Source organism: Flagellimonas lutaonensis (assembly GCF_000963865.1).
Taxonomy (GTDB): domain Bacteria; phylum Bacteroidota; class Bacteroidia; order Flavobacteriales; family Flavobacteriaceae; genus Flagellimonas_A; species Flagellimonas_A lutaonensis.
Genome location: NZ_CP011071.1, coordinates 2,796,269 through 2,811,120, shown reverse-complemented (window position 1 = coordinate 2,811,120; position 14,852 = coordinate 2,796,269). Strand labels below are relative to the sequence as shown.

Below are 14,852 nucleotides of genomic sequence, written 5' to 3'. Positions count from 1 at the left end.
TCAACGCTTGCGCAGATATTCAAAGTACCCCAATAGCACTTTGTCGTTCAACTCGACGGGAGTAAATATTTCAAGTAACTTGGGCCGGTCAGAAATTTGGTAAAAATGCGCCAGCTGTGTTGCAAGGCTCTCGCCATCGTTTGCCCGGCTATACCCAAAATTGAACATCTCGCATAGCTGTTGGGCCGTCTGCGCATGTCTAGTCTCAAAATAGGTGGCAAATTGCTCTGTATTCTCTGCACCTGGCAAAATGCGGAATATGCCCCCGCCTGAATTGTTGACCACAATAATTCGAAAATCGTGTCTGATATAATTGTTCCAAAGGGCATTGCTATCATAGAAAAAACTCAGATCCCCAGTAACCAGTAAAGTGGGTGTACTTGCGTACACCGAGGCCCCGATGGCGGTCGAAGTAGAACCTTCGATTCCACTTGTGCCACGGTTGCAAAAAACTTTTAAAGAGGCATCAACATTGAACAACTGCGCATACCGAATGGCCGAACTATTGGCAAAATGTACTTGATATGTCGCCGGTATGGTCTCCATAATAATTGCGAATGCTTTGAAGTCACAAAAAGGGATTTGCCCAAGATATTCTCGCCGACCCTTTTCATAGCGTTTCTTAAAAGCCATCCAAGCATCTCGATAATCGCTTTGCATCGCACTTTTCTCGTTATAAAGCACCTTCAAAAAATCTTTTGGGGAAGCTTTATAGTGGCGGGTCAATGTAAAAAAGGTGTCGTTGGCACGGTTCTGCCCGATATGGTAGTGGTATTTTGGTCGGTACTTTCTTAAAAAGGTCTTTATTTTTTTTGAGACCACCAGTCCGCCGAACGTTACCAGTACTTCGGGTTTCAAGGCCTCAAAAACCGCTTCGCTGTTTTCAATTTTCTCAATGGGTGCTATAATGCTATCGATGCTCGAAAAGAATTGCCCATGGTGCAAATTGGAAGTGGTCTCGGTCAAGACGGCCACCGAGGCATCCTCCCCTAGCCGATTTAGATACTTCTGTTCGATATCCGCTGGTGCATTCGTGCCCACCAACACCAATTTACGTTTTGCCCCATGCCATGTAGTGAGCAATTCTGAAAAATCATTTTTGGATATTTCTCGGTCAAATTGGGCCTTGACGGCACCAATGGTCGGTTGCTGAACGGTTTGGTAAAGGGGTTCTTCGAACGGTACATTGATATGTACGGGAAGCTTTTTCGAAACAGCCACGCCCAAGGCCTTGTTCACCTCACCGGCATTAAATTGCTCTATGGCCTGTTGTGACTGCTCAAGTAATTGGGGCGCCATATGCTCTATGGCCTTGACGGCATGGTTTACATCTTGTTTCAAGTTGGCTGAATAGCCTATGTGCTTTTCCAAGACATTTTCTTGGCGAATGGTCTGCCCATCACCTATATCTATCTTATATGTGGGCCTATCCGCAGAAATCACCACCAACGGAATCTGGCTATAAAAAGCCTCGGCCACTGCCGGATAGTAGTTTAAAAGGGCACTCCCTGATGTACAGACCACGGCCACGGGACCGTTAAGCTGCTGTGCCATGCCAAGGGTAAAAAAACCGGCACAACGCTCATCTACAACACTGTAGCACTTAAAAAAATCATCCCCATTAAAACCAAGAATCAACGGGGCATTTCGAGAACCGGGAGAAATGACGATGTTTTTAATGCCAAAGGCCTTACAGTAAGCAACAACAGTCTGTGCCGAGGGAATTTTGGAATAGTTCATTGGGTGCAAAATTAGCCAATTCCCAGCGGAATCACCTAAAGCAATCGCAGCATTGTACGACTCTTGTTTTGGGTCTCTTGCCATTCTACCATGGGGTCTGAGGCCCCTGTTAGTCCGCCACCGACGTAAAGCATGGCCTCATCGCCTGTCAATTGCATACACCGCAGGTTGACATAGAATTCCATTGAACCCGCATGATGTAAGTTTAACTCTCCCAGAAACCCCGTATAGTAAGCCCTATCATACCCCTCGTGGCGTTCGATAAGGGTTTTGGCCTTGTCCCTTGGCAATCCGCAGACTGCGGGGGTCGGGTGAAGTGCCGTAACAACATCCCTTAACGGAACGTGCCCGCGCAGTTCGCCAACGAACCTGGTCTGCAAATGCCACAATTTTCCCGCTTTGACGGTGGAGGTTTCCGAAATGATCAATTCCGATGTCTTGTCAGACAATGCAGTGGCAATGAAATCAGTCACCATCTGCTGTTCATCAAACTCCTTGTTTTTCCACTTAGGTGTTTGTGCCGCCGAAGTGCCGGCCAAAGAAACGGTTTCAAGATGTTGGCCTTCCACCCGTAAAAGTGTCTCTGGGGTGGCCCCCAACCATGTGCCCACCTGCGGATGGTAAAAAAGATAGCAAAAGGCGTTTGGGTAAAGATTTAAGGACTTTTCAAAGATTGAAAATGCCGATTTGCCTGTTTTAACATGGATTCGTCTTGAGAAAACCACTTTTCTGATGGTCCCTTTTTTGATTTCTTCGATGCACATGTGCACTTTCTTAAGGTACGCGCCCTTGGCGCTTGCATCCTCAACCAAAGTTGCTCTACCCGTTTCAGTGCCATCATCCACCATAGATGGCAGCACAGCCGAAACCCTTTTATCGGGTTGTAATACAACAACCCCCTGAGCCGTGTTAAAAGGTGCGAACACAAACCCGCGTTTCGTGAAATCGGTTATTAAGTTTACATCCCTATTGCCTTGAAAAATGCCTAAAAGCTGATCTGCCCCCGGTTTTCGATACAAAACAAAAGGCAACTGCTTCCGAAGTTGTACCGAGGCTTCTTCGAATACGGTTTCAAGACTATTTTCTGGGTAAGGCAATGGTGGTCAATTTGCAGTTAGACACCAGCTGGTCGCTCTCATCGGTCACCTTTATTTCCCACAGTTGTGTGGTCTTTCCTTTGTGTATGATGGATGCCCGTGCATATACATACCCTTCCCTGACACTTTTTACATGGTTGGCGGCAATTTCGATACCCCTCACAAAGTATTTTTTGGCATCTATGAAAATATAGGAAGCGGCACTGCCAACGCTTTCTGCCAGGGCTACGGTAGCCCCGCCGTGCAATACGCCATCGGGTTGATACACCTTGGCAGTGACGGGCATACGGGCGACCAAATAGTTTTCCCCTACATCAACATACTCGATATCAAGGGTTTCCATCAATGTGTCCTTGCTCATTTCGTTACAGACCTTTAAAATCTTCGCTTTGTAGTCTTCCATCTCGTATTTTTTGTAAAATTACCAAAGCAATTGCAATAAATAAGCGTATATATTTTTGAATGGAAACAGCAGAGAAATCGGTCACCTACCAGGCCACGAATTCGTATACAACCCTTAACCGGTTGACCGCTTCCACCGAATATATTTGGATGGTATTTCACGGAATGGGCTTTTTGAGCCGATATTTTTTAAGATCTTTCAGAGATCTTGATTCCAAAAAACACTATATCATAGCCCCCCAAGCCCCCTCTAAATACTATTTGAACGACCAGTTCAAATATGTGGGGGCCAGCTGGCTTACCAAGGAAAACACCCAAACCGAGCTCGGCAACATTATGAACTATGTTCAGGCTGTCTATAATGCAGAAAACCTTCCCGACAACCCTAAGCTGGTCATTTTCGGATTTTCACAGGGCGTTTCGATTGCGATGCGCTGGGTGGTCAAGAGCCAAATAGCTTGCCATCGGTTGATCTTATATGCGGGTGGAATTCCCAATGAAATCACCAAACAACACTTCGATGCCATGGGTTTTGACCCCAATGTGGTGAGGTTCGTGTACGGCAACCAAGACCAATACCTTACCGAAGAGCGCATGGAAATCGAGGACGATAAGCGAAAGCAACTGTTCGGAAACCATGCAGAGGTTGTGACCTTTGAGGGTGGCCATGAAATTAAACCAGAACTTCTTGAAAAATTATATTGAATGGTCGTAGATGTCACGTTGGAAAATAAAAGGGCCCGGCTAGAACCGCTGAGCCTAGCCAATTATAAATTGCTCATTCCGGCGGCCTCACAGAAAAAATTGGTGCAATTCTCACCGTCAGATATCGAAACCCCCGAAAAGTTACGGGCTTATGTGTTGGAGGCCCTAAAACAAAAGGCCAATGGCGAGGCAATCCCATTTTTGGTATATGATCGACTTAAAAATGCCTATGCCGGCTGCACCCGATTTATGAACATCGACCCCAAAAACAAGGTGCTCGAAATTGGATCCACTTGGATTGGAAGAGAGTTTCAGGGAACAGGGCTCAACCGCGCCATAAAGACATTGATGGTAGACCATGCCTTTGGTGCCATGGGCTTTGAAAAGATTGAGTTCAGAATCGATGAACGAAACACCCGCTCGCGCAGGGCCGTTGAAAAGCTGGGGGCCCAGCTTGAGGGTATCTTGCGAAAAAATGTCTATCTACTGGATGACTATAAGCGTAACACTTGTTGCTATGGTCTCTTGCCAGAGGAGTGGAAAGTGCAAAAAGACTGATCACTCAGGTTTTTCAGCCTCTTCAGCTACCAGGTAGTATTCAATTTTTCTAGTGGTATAGTCATTGTCGGGCAACACTATCTTCTTTACCCAATTTTTGGGCTTGTGGCTATCGAACTGAAAAATATATTCCTTTTTTGATCTTGCCGCACCACGAATGATCGTTTCTTCTGTCAACACGCCTTCGGCATCGTATCCAAAAATGTGCTTTTCCCTCGATTTGAACCGTTTATTGGCCTCGTCGTAGTCAAACAACTCTTCAGAAACCAACTTTCCGGTGGCATCGTACTTTTGTTCCGTGGCCGTATCGGGATTGCCATCAACAAACTCTTTGGTCAATACGGTCTTTCCCTGTTCGTTTTCAGAAACACGAATTGTTTTTTCAAGCACCCCGTTCAAAAAGTGTGACTCGGTACGCTCATTTTGATAGACCTCATACGTGATGTTGGTCTCATCGACCCCGTCAAGGTGCGAAGAAATAATGCCCACCAACCTTCCGCTTTCGTCATAACGGTATTCTTGGTGTTCAACAAAATTCTTATCGTACGAAACTATCTTCTCGCTCACCACCTTGTTCTGGGTGGTGTCCACTTCATAAAAATTGGCCATAGAAGTGGCTTTGTCAAGCACATTGTCTTTAAAGCTTTCCATTCTTTTCTCGCTTAGATGGCCATTCCCGATCATGTAGTAGGTAATGTCTTGGTCTTGTTCGTTGTATTGGGTCGTTGATTTTACCAAGATACCCTCATCGTTGAATTCAAAAATTTCTTTCCCGTAGTCGGTCACTACCTCACACGTTTTTACCGGACCCTTCAGATCAAAATCCTCGACCTTGAAAAGTCTGGGTGACTGGGCCATGCCGACCATCGAACAAAAACCAACGAAAAGTACAAGGTAGTTTTTCACCATATCCCAAAATTACCACTAATTCTATAATTGAAAGGCAAGTATAGTGCCAAACGACAAAAACAGCTACCTCTAAAACTTTCTTTCAGGATGGAAAGCCGAAATATCCATACTCGTTTTTTTGTTGGAGACCAATTCAGCAACCAATTTACCCGTGGCCGGGCCCAAGCTCCATCCCATCATGGCGTGGCCTGTGGCAAAAATCAAATTGCGGAAAACCGAGCTACGGCCAATGTACGGCAACCCATCGGGCGATACGGGTCGCAACCCGCATTTTGCCCCATCGACTGCCTCTTTTGGTATGGTAAGGCCTTCATAATATCGCGAGGCCCCTTTGGCAATGGCACGCACCCTTTCTTTTCGTATGGTGTTATTGTTTCCTGAAAACTCCATCGTGCCGGCAAAGCGGGTGAAACCCCGCATGGGGGTCACTGCCATTTTTGCCTCCATTAAAATCGTCGGCATGGTAATGCCCGTCGGTGATTGAACGTCGATTCGATAGCCTTTTCCTGCTTGCAAGGGCATTTTTATTCGCAGTTTGTGAGCGAGCTCCCCCGTCCAGGCCCCGGCAGCAAAAACCACCTCATCTGCACGATACACGCTTTTGTTGGTCTGTACTTCTGTGATATGTTCTTTGTCACCAACCAATTCGATGACCTCTTCGCCCCTTCTGATTTCAACTCCCTTGGCCTCTAAAAATGCCAACAATTGCCGCATTAACTGTGGTGGTGTGGTATGGCCATCACACAGATAGTGAAAAGCCCCCAATGCATTGATGGTCACATGGGGCTCGATTTTTTTTAGTTCTGAAGGGCCCAAATGCTCCACGGGCAATCCTATTGCCTTGGCCTTTTGTGCCACCCTTCGTTCATGGTCGCCCTCTTTTTCTGTCTGGTAGAGCATTAGAAGTCCCTTTCTGTCCAAATGAAAATCGCCCAATTCACCTGACACGGCCATGGCCTCAAAAAGTTCTCGACTCAACAAGTTGATATCCTTGATCAGGGGCATGGCCTTCTCAACCTTTGCCTTGGTCGATGATTTTTTGAAATACCAGGCCCACTTGAAAAAATCCCAGTCGAATCGCGGTTTCATGTAGAACGGACTCGAAGAGTCGAACATATAGCGCAACCCTTTTGAAATCATTCCCGGTGCGGCCAAGGGAACAATATGGCTGGGTGTCAAATAACCTGCATTCACGAAAGATGCCCCTGAGTCGATAGTGGTTTTATCGATTACCATGACCTTATGGCCTTCCCTTTGAAGAAAATAGGCCGTACACAACCCGATAATTCCGCCCCCGATGACCACTACTTCCTTTGTCATATCAAATTACTTGAAACCCATATGCATAGGGGTCATCATCAGGGTCGATGGTTATGGTGTTCTCACCGTAGATTTTTGCCCAGCCCTTTATTTTCGGAACAATCGCCTGTGTTTTTCCAATACGGGTTTCCCCTGCAATGGTTCCCTCGAAAGTTGAGCCAATATAACTTTCATGGATGAACGCTTCGCCAATCCCCAATTTTCCTTTGAAATACAATTGTGCCATTCGCGCCGAAGTACCGGTGCCACACGGACTGCGGTCAATGGCCTTATCTCCATAGAACACTGCATTCCTTCCCGATGAATTCTCATCCAACGGTTTGCCTGTCCACATCATATGGCTTACATCACGAATGGTCTCATTCTCGGGGTGAACGAACCGATCAGGGTACTTCTCAATGATGCGTTTTCGTACCACCCTCGATAACCTTATTATTTGGTCAGCGCTAAAATCTAGTAGGCCCGTGTAATTTTCTTGGGGATCCACGATGGCATAGTAATTGCCACCGTAGGCTACATCAAAGGTCAGCACGCCCAGTTCTGGGCATTCAACGGTTAGGTCGGTAGCCGCCAAATAACTTTTTACATTCGTCAATTCTACCCATTCGACCTTGCCCCTTTCGTTTTGTTGATAGTTGATCTCAACCAGACCGGCCGGGGCCTCCATTCTGATTCTCCCAGGTGTTTTAGGAGAGATCAAACCCCTTTCTATGGCCACCGTTATCGTGCCAATGGTGCCATGGCCGCACATGGGCAAACAGCCTGAGGTTTCGATAAAAAGAATCGAAAAATCATTTTGCGGATCATGGGGCGGGTACAGAATGCTGCCACTCATCATGTCGTGCCCACGTGGTTCAAACATAAGCCCTCTGCGAATCCAGTCAAATTCTTGTAGAAAGTGTTGGCGCTTTTCGCTCATTGTGGCCCCTTTCAACTCAGGGCCACCCTCTTGCACCACCCTTACAGGATTGCCGCAGGTATGGGCATCGATGCATTTGAAGATATTGGCGGTCATTTTATTGTTTGTTCGTAGTCATATAATTATTGATACGCTGTTCAAGGATCGGTAGGGTAACTGTACCCTGTTCAAGAATTACCTCGTGAAATGTCCTGATGTCAAAAGCTTCGCCCAATGCCTTTTCGGCCTTCTTGCGCAGTTCACGAATTTTCAGTTCGCCCACCTTATAAGAAAGTGCCTGACCGGGCCAAGCGATATACCGGTCTATTTCGGTATTGACCTCGTGTACCGAAAGGGCTGTATTGTCAAGCATATAGTCGACGGCCGCTTGCCGTGTCCAGCCTTTGGCATGAATACCGGTATCGACCACTAGGCGACAGGCACGCCACATCTCATAGGTCAACTTGCCGAATTCTTCATAAGGCGTTCTATAGATCCCCATTTTATTTGCTAAAAACTCGGTGTAGAGTGCCCATCCCTCACCATAGGCCGAGAGGTACATATTTCTTCTGAACTGGGGAATACTATCGCCCAGCTCGTGGTTCAGCGCGCCTTGCAAATGATGGCCCGGTACGGCTTCGTGCGCAGTCAAGGAAGGAAGCACGTACAAGGGGCGACTATCCAGTTTATAGGTGTTCACCAAATAATAGCCCGGCTCGGTTTCTTTTGACGGAGGCGAATAGCGCCCCCTGGTATATTTTGGGGCTATGGCATCGGGCACTTTTTTTACCCCGTAGGGGCGGCGGGGCAAGGTCTTGAAAAATTTGGGCAGTTCGGCATCGAGCCTTTTGGCAATATCGCGGGCATGCATCAATAATTCTTCGCCACTTTTTGCATAAAACTGTTCGTCGGTACGCAAGAACGTTAAGAAATCACCAAAGGAACCTTGAAATTGCAGGTCGTTGATAATTTTTTCCATCTCGGCCCTAATAAGTGCCACCTCTTTTAAACCGATTTGATGGATGTCTTCAGCGGTATACTCGTTTGAGGTGGTGTAGTAGTTGATGCGGTTCTGGTAAAATTCTTGGCCGTTCGGTGTCTCAGAAACCCCAATGGCGGTTCGGGTGTTGGGTATGTATTCCTCCTCAAAAAATAGTTTGATCCTCTTAAAGGATGGCACCACTTGTTGTGCTATCAACGTCTTTGCCTCTTGACGCAGTGAGTCTTGTTTGCCCGGAGGGATGGTAGCTGGAAGCTTTTGTAACGGACCATAGAATGGACTTTCTTCGGCTTTGTCAACTATATGGTCTTCGTAGGTTGATTCGTAACCTTCAAAAATGACCTTCGGCTGTGAAATTCCTTTTTCAATTCCGGAACGCATGAGCACAAAATGTTGGTCCACGAAATCTGGGATAGCCCGTAATGTTCCCAAATATTTCCCGGCATCCTCAATTGACAATATCGGGCGAATACGATAGTTGAGGCTCAGATGGAAACCTTGGTCGGCCTGAATGGGGTTCAGGTGCATTTGGTACTGGTATTCATCCAAATCGTTCTGCAGCTTAAACTGCAGCAATTGCAACGAAATGTGCTGCGTCTCGGTAAGGTTTTTGGCATCGATGGATTTCAGTGCTTCCAGTTGTTGCTTGGCAAATGAGACATACTTTCTTTCGATGCTATCGGTATGGATGCCCAAAGGATAGGCCTCTTTGTCGTACAACGAAAAATCTTGAACCGTTTGGATGACCTTGGCAAGTTGTTCTGCTTCCGAACTTTCAGTAGTTTTTTTACAGGATTGAAAAAGCAGCAATGCCAATAAGATCCATATCCAAAAAGTTTTTTCGGTTGACATCAACTTATCGGATTTTTGCGTGTGTCCACTCTCCATTTACCAACCTGCCAATGCCCAACGGATTTTCATTTTTCAATTCATCGGGAAGCAATCCGTTCGGCCAATCTTGAAAACTGAATGGCCGCACCCACCTTTTGATGGAATGAATGCCCACTGCGGTAAATCGGCTATCTGTGGATGCAGGATATGGGCCACCGTGCGTCATCGACGGGCACACTTCGACACCTGTTGGCACTCCGTTAAAAATGATTCGCCCTACCCTATTCTGCAGCGCCTCCATTAAAGACCGATGTTCTTTGACCTCGTCATCCGTGGCTATCAGGGTTCCCGTCAATTGCCCTTCAAGTTTTGAGATGACCGTTTCCAGTTCTTTCACATCCTTGCACTGCACCACCATTGAAAAGGGCCCGAACACCTCTTGGTGCAGGGTCGGATTGTTTAAAAATGAAGCTCCATCGACCGTGGTCAAGGCCTGTCTTGCATGGTTTTCAGCGACACCACCATCATAATCGGCCACCACACTGAGAGCGGGTTGTTCAAGGGCCTTTGACTTGTTCTTTTCATAGGCCCCGACAATGTTCGGGTGCAGCATGCAACTGGGCTCTATTTTTATGATTTCATCGGCCAGTTTCTGAACAAATTCATCCAAGTCATCACCCTTGATGCCCAACAACAAACCTGGATTTGTACAGAACTGTCCCGTGCCCAAGGTAATCGAGTTGGCATAGGTCGCCGCCCATTTGTCCTTATCTTTTTTCAGGCCTCTTGGCAATAATACCACGGGGTTGATGCTTCCCATTTCAGCAAAAACAGGAATGGGCTCGTCCCGTTGTGCGGCCAAATCGTACAAGGCCCTTCCTCCGCGAATACTTCCTGTAAAACCTACCCCCTTTACTTCAGGATGTTGTACCAATTGTTGCCCCACTTCAATGCCCGAACTGTTCAAGTTCGAAAACACACCGTTGGGCATGCCGGTATCTTTGGCTGCCTTGACGACGGCCGAGGCGACCAACTCGCCCGTACCCGCGTGCATGGGGTGCGATTTTACGATTACCGGGCACCCCGCTGCAAGGGCTGCAGCGGTATCGCCCCCTGCGGTCGAATACGCCAGCGGAAAATTGCTTGCACCAAAGACCACGATGGGCCCAATGGGAATGGACATTTTTCGTAAATCGGGCTTGGGCATGGGTGTTCTATCAGGCAGGGCCGTATCGATTGAGGCCTCGACCCAACTGCCTTCTTCAACCAAATCGGCAAAGGTGCGCAATTGAAATACGGTTCGGCCTCGTTCGCCCTCGGCACGGCCCTTGGGCAGGCCCGTTTCTGAACAATAGGTGTCTATGAGCGCATCGCCCAAATCAAGAATTCCATCGGCAATGGCCCTTAAAAAAGTTGCCTTCCTGTCACCTGAAATGGTTCTGAACGTTTTAAAGGCCTCAGCGGCCAAGGCTGCCGCTTCATCGATTTCATCTTGCGATGCCTCTATAAAAGTGTGCTCATTTTCTATGTTCAGCTTCGGATTGAACGTTCTGTACGTTTTGTTTCCCAGTGCCGAAAGACGGTTTCCGATATAATTCTTTCCTGTAATCATTTATATGTTTTTATAATCGGGCAGTTCAGGGCGTGACCGTACGCCCTCTTCAATAATCTGCAGAACGCGTTCGCGCTCTTCGCCCTGTAGGGGCAATCTAGGGGGGCGTACATATTCGGTGCCCAGCCCTGTGGCCACTTCGGCCAATTTGATGTTCTGCACCAACTGGGGGTTGATATCCAGCTCTAACAAAGGTAAGAACCAGCGGAAGATTTGCCTAGCTTCTTCGATTCGGCCCGCTAAGGCCAATTTGTAAATGGCCACAGTTTCTTGGGGAAACGCGCACACCAGGCCCGCAACCCAGCCCTCGGCGCCCATTACAATGCTTTCTAGCGCAATGGTGTCGACCCCACAAAGTATTTTTAAACGGTCGCCAAAAGCATTTTTTATTCGTGTTACATTGGTCAGATCTCTAGTGGATTCCTTTACAGCTTGGATATTTTCGTGTTTCAGCAATTCTTCAAACATTTCAAGCGTTACCTCAATTTTATAGTCCACCGGATTGTTGTAGATCATAATGGGCAAATCGGTGTTTTGGGCAACCGTTCTAAAATATGCGACTGTCTCGTAATCGGTGGCCTTATAGCGCATGGGGGGCAACATCATCAATCCGCTTGCCCCGAATCGCTGTGCATTCTCCGCAGCTGCCACGGCATCTTTTGTTGATTGTTCGGCAATGTTAAGAATAACGGGCACTTTGCCATTGACCAGGTCAACGGTGTGCTCGACCAAGGTTTTCTTCTCCTCAGCGGTAAGGGTACTGGCCTCACCTAGGGTTCCGCCCAAAATAATGGCACTGACGCCAGCATCCAATTGGGCCTTAATATTGGTAGAAAACATCTCAAGGTCGAGGGTATCGTTTTTTGTAAACTTTGTGGTGACGGCGGGCATGACGCCTTTCCATTCGAATTGTGGCATAGTTAACATATTTAAGGCAAATGTACCCTCCCAACACCAAAGAAAATTAATGGATATTATCTACTTTTAGTACTATATTATCTTATATAAATAATCATTGGATACTAATTGGTTATTTTTGATTAAGAATGAAAGTTTATCCATTTAGAATTCCGAAGCGCCCTGAAGAAAACCTGTTGGTACAGGAAGACGTGGCCCCAAAGTTTTATGATAAGCTGCACCAGCACGAAGAAATACAGGTCAGCCATATTATAAGCGGAAGTGGCAAACTGGTTGCGGGCAATTACGTTGGCGGTTTCGAGGCTGGCGAGACATTCGTCATCGGCAGTCATGTGCCACATCTCTTTCAAAGTGCGGCCAGCGAGGAAGCATCACACATGATATCGCTTTTTTTCAAGCCGGACATCTACCATAATATATTCGAGCAACCAGAATTGAAGGCGCTCAAACCTTTTTTCAACAATGCCCAATTGGGCTTTAAGGTCATTGGGGCTGGCTATGCCTTTGATGGGATTTTCACAAGCCTTACCCTGCTCGATAGGTTTGGCCTCTTTTTGCAATTTTTCACGCTATTAAAACAGCTCGACCAGGCTGACAAGCTCATCATGGGTGGCGTTGGCCACCACAAAAAGATAACCGATGAACAGGGGCTACGGCTACAGAAAATCTTTGATTTCACAATGAACCATTTTTTGGATGATATACGGTTGGAAGATGTGGCCGCCCAAATCCATATGACCAAAAATGCCTTTTGCCGCTATTTTAAGCAACGTACCCAAAAAACCTATTTTCAATTCTTGATTGAGCTCCGTATCGAGCATGCCTGCCAATTACTGGCGAACAATGGCGATTTGACGATAGCTGATGCCGCCTTTGCCTCTGGGTTCAACTGCATTACCAACTTCAACAGAAAATTCAAGGCTATTAAGGGGCAGACCCCCTCTGATTTTCTAAAAGGCTTTCGTGCCGCTTGAGATAGCTCCCATTTGGTATCGATTGACTATTTTTGATGAATTTCAAAATTGAATTGATGAAAAAAGCATTCTTATTGGCAGTAGCCCTTGCCTGGGCCTGCAATTCTTCACAAAAGACCGTTTCAGAGAGTACCCCGGCACCAAAACAAACGGCAGAGCCCACGGCCTATGCCCAAACCATTACGAGCGAAGAGCTGAAAGAGCATCTTTTTGTATATGCCTCAGATGAGTTTGAGGGCCGTGAGACCGGAGAGCCCGGACAGAAAAAAGCTGTAGAATACCTAAAAACACAATATCAGGCCATGGGCATTCTTGCGGCCAAAGCTGATGGCGATTATTTTCAGAAAGTACCGCTTGAGGTGAGCCAAGTGCCAACGGGCAATGTCGTATTCAACGGTGAAACCTTTGAACTTGGTGAAGACGTTCTCACCTTTACAACCGCCATGGGCAACTTCGATGAGATTGTATATGTTGGATACGGTGTTGAAGAGGGCGATTACTCAGACTACAAAGATCTTGACGTGTCTGGTAAACTGGTTCTGGCCAAATCTGGTGAACCGATGAAAGATAACGGCACCTATGCGGTAACCGGTACCCAAGAACCATCGGCATGGAGCAATATGTCAGAAGCATTGGGCAAGAAAGCCGAGTTGGCCCAAAACAAAGGTGCCGTTGGATTGCTCTACTTGGATGAGCAGAATTTTTCTAGGTTCAAAGGATACTTCTCATATATGAAGACCAACGCAAGTGGACGAATGCAACTGAAAGATGAGACCTCTGATTACTTCTTTTTGCTGCTGAACCAAAACGCTGCCGCAACCTTGAAAGAAGATATCATGACAGCTACCGCCCCCGGTGTGTTCAAGGCTGAGGTTGCCCTCAACATCGAAAGTGCCAACGAGGCAGTAGATTCAGAAAACGTGGTGGCGGTCATCAAAGGTTCTGAAAAACCTGATGAATATGTGGTTGTCTCTTCCCATTTAGATCATATTGGCATTACTGCAGATGGCCAAATCAACAATGGGGCCGATGATGACGGTTCGGGCACAGTGGCCATGCTTGAAATGGCAGAGGCATTCAAAGAGGCACAAGAAAAGGGTGACGGACCCAAGAGATCCATTGTTTTTCTTCATGTCACAGGGGAAGAAAAGGGACTGCTTGGCTCAAAGTACTATACTGATTATGACCCGATTTTTCCGCTATCGAACACAGTGGCCAACCTTAATATCGATATGATAGGCCGTATTGACCCAAAACGTGAAGGCGATAGAAATTATGTTTATCTGATCGGTGCCGATAAATTGAGTACCGAACTCCATGAGCTGTCAGAAGCGGTAAATGAAAAGTACACCCAATTAGAGCTCGATTATACCTTTAATGACGAAAACGACCCAAACAGGTTTTACTACCGTAGCGACCATTATAACTTTGCCAAGAACAACATACCCATTATCTTTTATTTCAACGGAACCCATGCCGATTACCACCGGCCCGGCGATACGCCCGACAAAATCGAGTATGACCTGCTCGAGAACCGAACAAAGTTGGTATTCCATACCGCTTGGGAAATAGCGAACCGAGAGACTAAGCTAACGGTAGACAAAGCCGCCAAATAAAAAAAGCCCCTGTACCAAAGGGGCTTTTTTTATTAAAGTTCTTTGCGCCAACAAAACGGTCACTCACATTTAACTTCGCTCAACCAAAATTATTGGAATAAAAAAAGTCCCGATCGGAGTGATCGGGACTCTTCAAAAATCGAGGGTGGAAGACCGGGTTCGAACCGGCGACCTCCGGAACCACAATCCGGCGCTCTAACCAGCTGAGCTACAACCACCGTTTAAGCGGTTGCAAAGGTAATTTTTTTTCGATTATCATTCCAAATATTTGA

Annotated in this window: 13 protein-coding genes and 1 tRNA gene; 4 read left to right on the top strand and 10 right to left on the bottom strand. The window is 46.7% G+C overall.

The features are described 5' to 3' along the window. From menD to VC82_RS12975, 3 genes are read right to left on the bottom strand one after another with little or no spacing between them, the layout of a single operon-like run. The gene (gene menD, locus VC82_RS12985) at positions 1 to 1,740 is read right to left on the bottom strand and encodes a 2-succinyl-5-enolpyruvyl-6-hydroxy-3-cyclohexene-1-carboxylic-acid synthase (protein ID WP_045802748.1); all 1,740 of its coding nucleotides are present in this window, start codon (positions 1,738 to 1,740) and stop codon (positions 1 to 3) included. Between the two features lie 35 nt (positions 1,741 to 1,775). Beyond that, positions 1,776 to 2,837 (bottom strand): isochorismate synthase, encoded by a 1,062-nt coding sequence (locus VC82_RS12980; protein ID WP_052699029.1) that lies wholly within the window; start codon positions 2,835 to 2,837, stop codon positions 1,776 to 1,778. Then, positions 2,818 to 3,240, bottom strand: coding sequence for a PaaI family thioesterase (locus tag VC82_RS12975; protein ID WP_045802747.1), 423 nt, complete (start codon positions 3,238 to 3,240; stop codon positions 2,818 to 2,820). Before VC82_RS12975 ends, VC82_RS12980 begins: the two co-directional genes overlap by 20 nt. A 59-nt stretch (positions 3,241 to 3,299) precedes the next feature. Between VC82_RS12975 and VC82_RS12970 the strand changes: the two genes are divergently transcribed. Continuing rightward, positions 3,300 to 3,944, top strand: a complete 645-nt coding sequence (locus VC82_RS12970; RefSeq protein WP_045802746.1) for an alpha/beta hydrolase — start codon at positions 3,300 to 3,302, stop codon at positions 3,942 to 3,944. Then, complete coding sequence (locus VC82_RS12965) at positions 3,945 to 4,502, top strand: GNAT family N-acetyltransferase (protein WP_045802745.1); 558 nt, start codon at positions 3,945 to 3,947, stop codon at positions 4,500 to 4,502. Here VC82_RS12965 and VC82_RS12960 read toward each other — a convergent pair whose 3' ends face one another. The 6 genes from VC82_RS12960 to VC82_RS12935 all read right to left on the bottom strand — a co-directional run bounded on the left by VC82_RS12960 (position 4,503) and on the right by VC82_RS12935 (position 11,990). Further along, the gene (locus VC82_RS12960) at positions 4,503 to 5,411 is read right to left on the bottom strand and encodes a hypothetical protein (RefSeq protein WP_045802744.1); all 909 of its coding nucleotides are present in this window, start codon (positions 5,409 to 5,411) and stop codon (positions 4,503 to 4,505) included. It abuts the gene before it with no gap. Between the two features lie 69 nt (positions 5,412 to 5,480). Continuing rightward, complete coding sequence (locus tag VC82_RS12955; RefSeq protein ID WP_045802743.1) at positions 5,481 to 6,731, bottom strand: NAD(P)/FAD-dependent oxidoreductase; 1,251 nt, start codon at positions 6,729 to 6,731, stop codon at positions 5,481 to 5,483. A gap of 1 nt (position 6,732) precedes the next feature. Further along, positions 6,733 to 7,746, bottom strand: a complete 1,014-nt coding sequence (locus VC82_RS12950; RefSeq protein WP_045802742.1) for a 4-hydroxyproline epimerase — start codon at positions 7,744 to 7,746, stop codon at positions 6,733 to 6,735. Between the two features lies 1 nt (position 7,747). Beyond that, on the bottom strand, positions 7,748 to 9,481 hold the full coding sequence (locus VC82_RS12945) for a DUF885 domain-containing protein (RefSeq protein WP_045803444.1): 1,734 nt from the start codon (positions 9,479 to 9,481) through the stop codon (positions 7,748 to 7,750). Positions 9,482 to 9,485: 4 nt separating this feature from the next. Further along, positions 9,486 to 11,072, bottom strand: a complete 1,587-nt coding sequence (locus tag VC82_RS12940) for an aldehyde dehydrogenase (NADP(+)) (protein WP_045802741.1) — start codon at positions 11,070 to 11,072, stop codon at positions 9,486 to 9,488. Then, on the bottom strand, positions 11,073 to 11,990 hold the full coding sequence (locus VC82_RS12935; protein ID WP_045802740.1) for a dihydrodipicolinate synthase family protein: 918 nt from the start codon (positions 11,988 to 11,990) through the stop codon (positions 11,073 to 11,075). A 128-nt stretch (positions 11,991 to 12,118) separates the two neighbouring features. Between VC82_RS12935 and VC82_RS12930 the strand changes: the two genes are divergently transcribed. Both VC82_RS12930 and VC82_RS12925 read left to right on the top strand, forming a co-directional pair. Continuing rightward, a complete protein-coding gene (locus VC82_RS12930) occupies positions 12,119 to 12,964 on the top strand; it encodes an AraC family transcriptional regulator (protein WP_045802739.1) in 846 nt (281 codons plus the stop codon). Between the two features lie 56 nt (positions 12,965 to 13,020). Next, on the top strand, positions 13,021 to 14,580 hold the full coding sequence (locus VC82_RS12925) for a M28 family peptidase (protein WP_045803443.1): 1,560 nt from the start codon (positions 13,021 to 13,023) through the stop codon (positions 14,578 to 14,580). 143 nt (positions 14,581 to 14,723) lie between these two features. Here VC82_RS12925 and VC82_RS12920 read toward each other — a convergent pair. Continuing rightward, positions 14,724 to 14,799: transfer RNA gene (locus VC82_RS12920), tRNA-His, on the bottom strand. Between the last annotated feature and the right edge of the window lie 53 nt (positions 14,800 to 14,852).

Coding starts and splice junctions, on each gene's coding strand:
- menD (WP_045802748.1), bottom strand. CDS start 1,740: ATGAACTATTCCAAAATTCCCTCGGCACAGACTGTTGTTGCTTACTGT.
- VC82_RS12975 (WP_045802747.1), bottom strand. CDS start 3,240: ATGGAAGACTACAAAGCGAAGATTTTAAAGGTCTGTAACGAAATGAGC.
- VC82_RS12970 (WP_045802746.1), top strand. CDS start 3,300: ATGGAAACAGCAGAGAAATCGGTCACCTACCAGGCCACGAATTCGTAT.
- VC82_RS12965 (WP_045802745.1), top strand. CDS start 3,945: ATGGTCGTAGATGTCACGTTGGAAAATAAAAGGGCCCGGCTAGAACCG.
- VC82_RS12960 (WP_045802744.1), bottom strand. CDS start 5,411: ATGGTGAAAAACTACCTTGTACTTTTCGTTGGTTTTTGTTCGATGGTC.
- VC82_RS12955 (WP_045802743.1), bottom strand. CDS start 6,731: ATGACAAAGGAAGTAGTGGTCATCGGGGGCGGAATTATCGGGTTGTGT.
- VC82_RS12950 (WP_045802742.1), bottom strand. CDS start 7,746: ATGACCGCCAATATCTTCAAATGCATCGATGCCCATACCTGCGGCAAT.
- VC82_RS12945 (WP_045803444.1), bottom strand. CDS start 9,481: ATGTCAACCGAAAAAACTTTTTGGATATGGATCTTATTGGCATTGCTG.
- VC82_RS12940 (WP_045802741.1), bottom strand. CDS start 11,072: ATGATTACAGGAAAGAATTATATCGGAAACCGTCTTTCGGCACTGGGA.
- VC82_RS12935 (WP_045802740.1), bottom strand. CDS start 11,990: ATGCCACAATTCGAATGGAAAGGCGTCATGCCCGCCGTCACCACAAAG.
- VC82_RS12930 (WP_045802739.1), top strand. CDS start 12,119: ATGAAAGTTTATCCATTTAGAATTCCGAAGCGCCCTGAAGAAAACCTG.
- VC82_RS12925 (WP_045803443.1), top strand. CDS start 13,021: ATGAAAAAAGCATTCTTATTGGCAGTAGCCCTTGCCTGGGCCTGCAAT.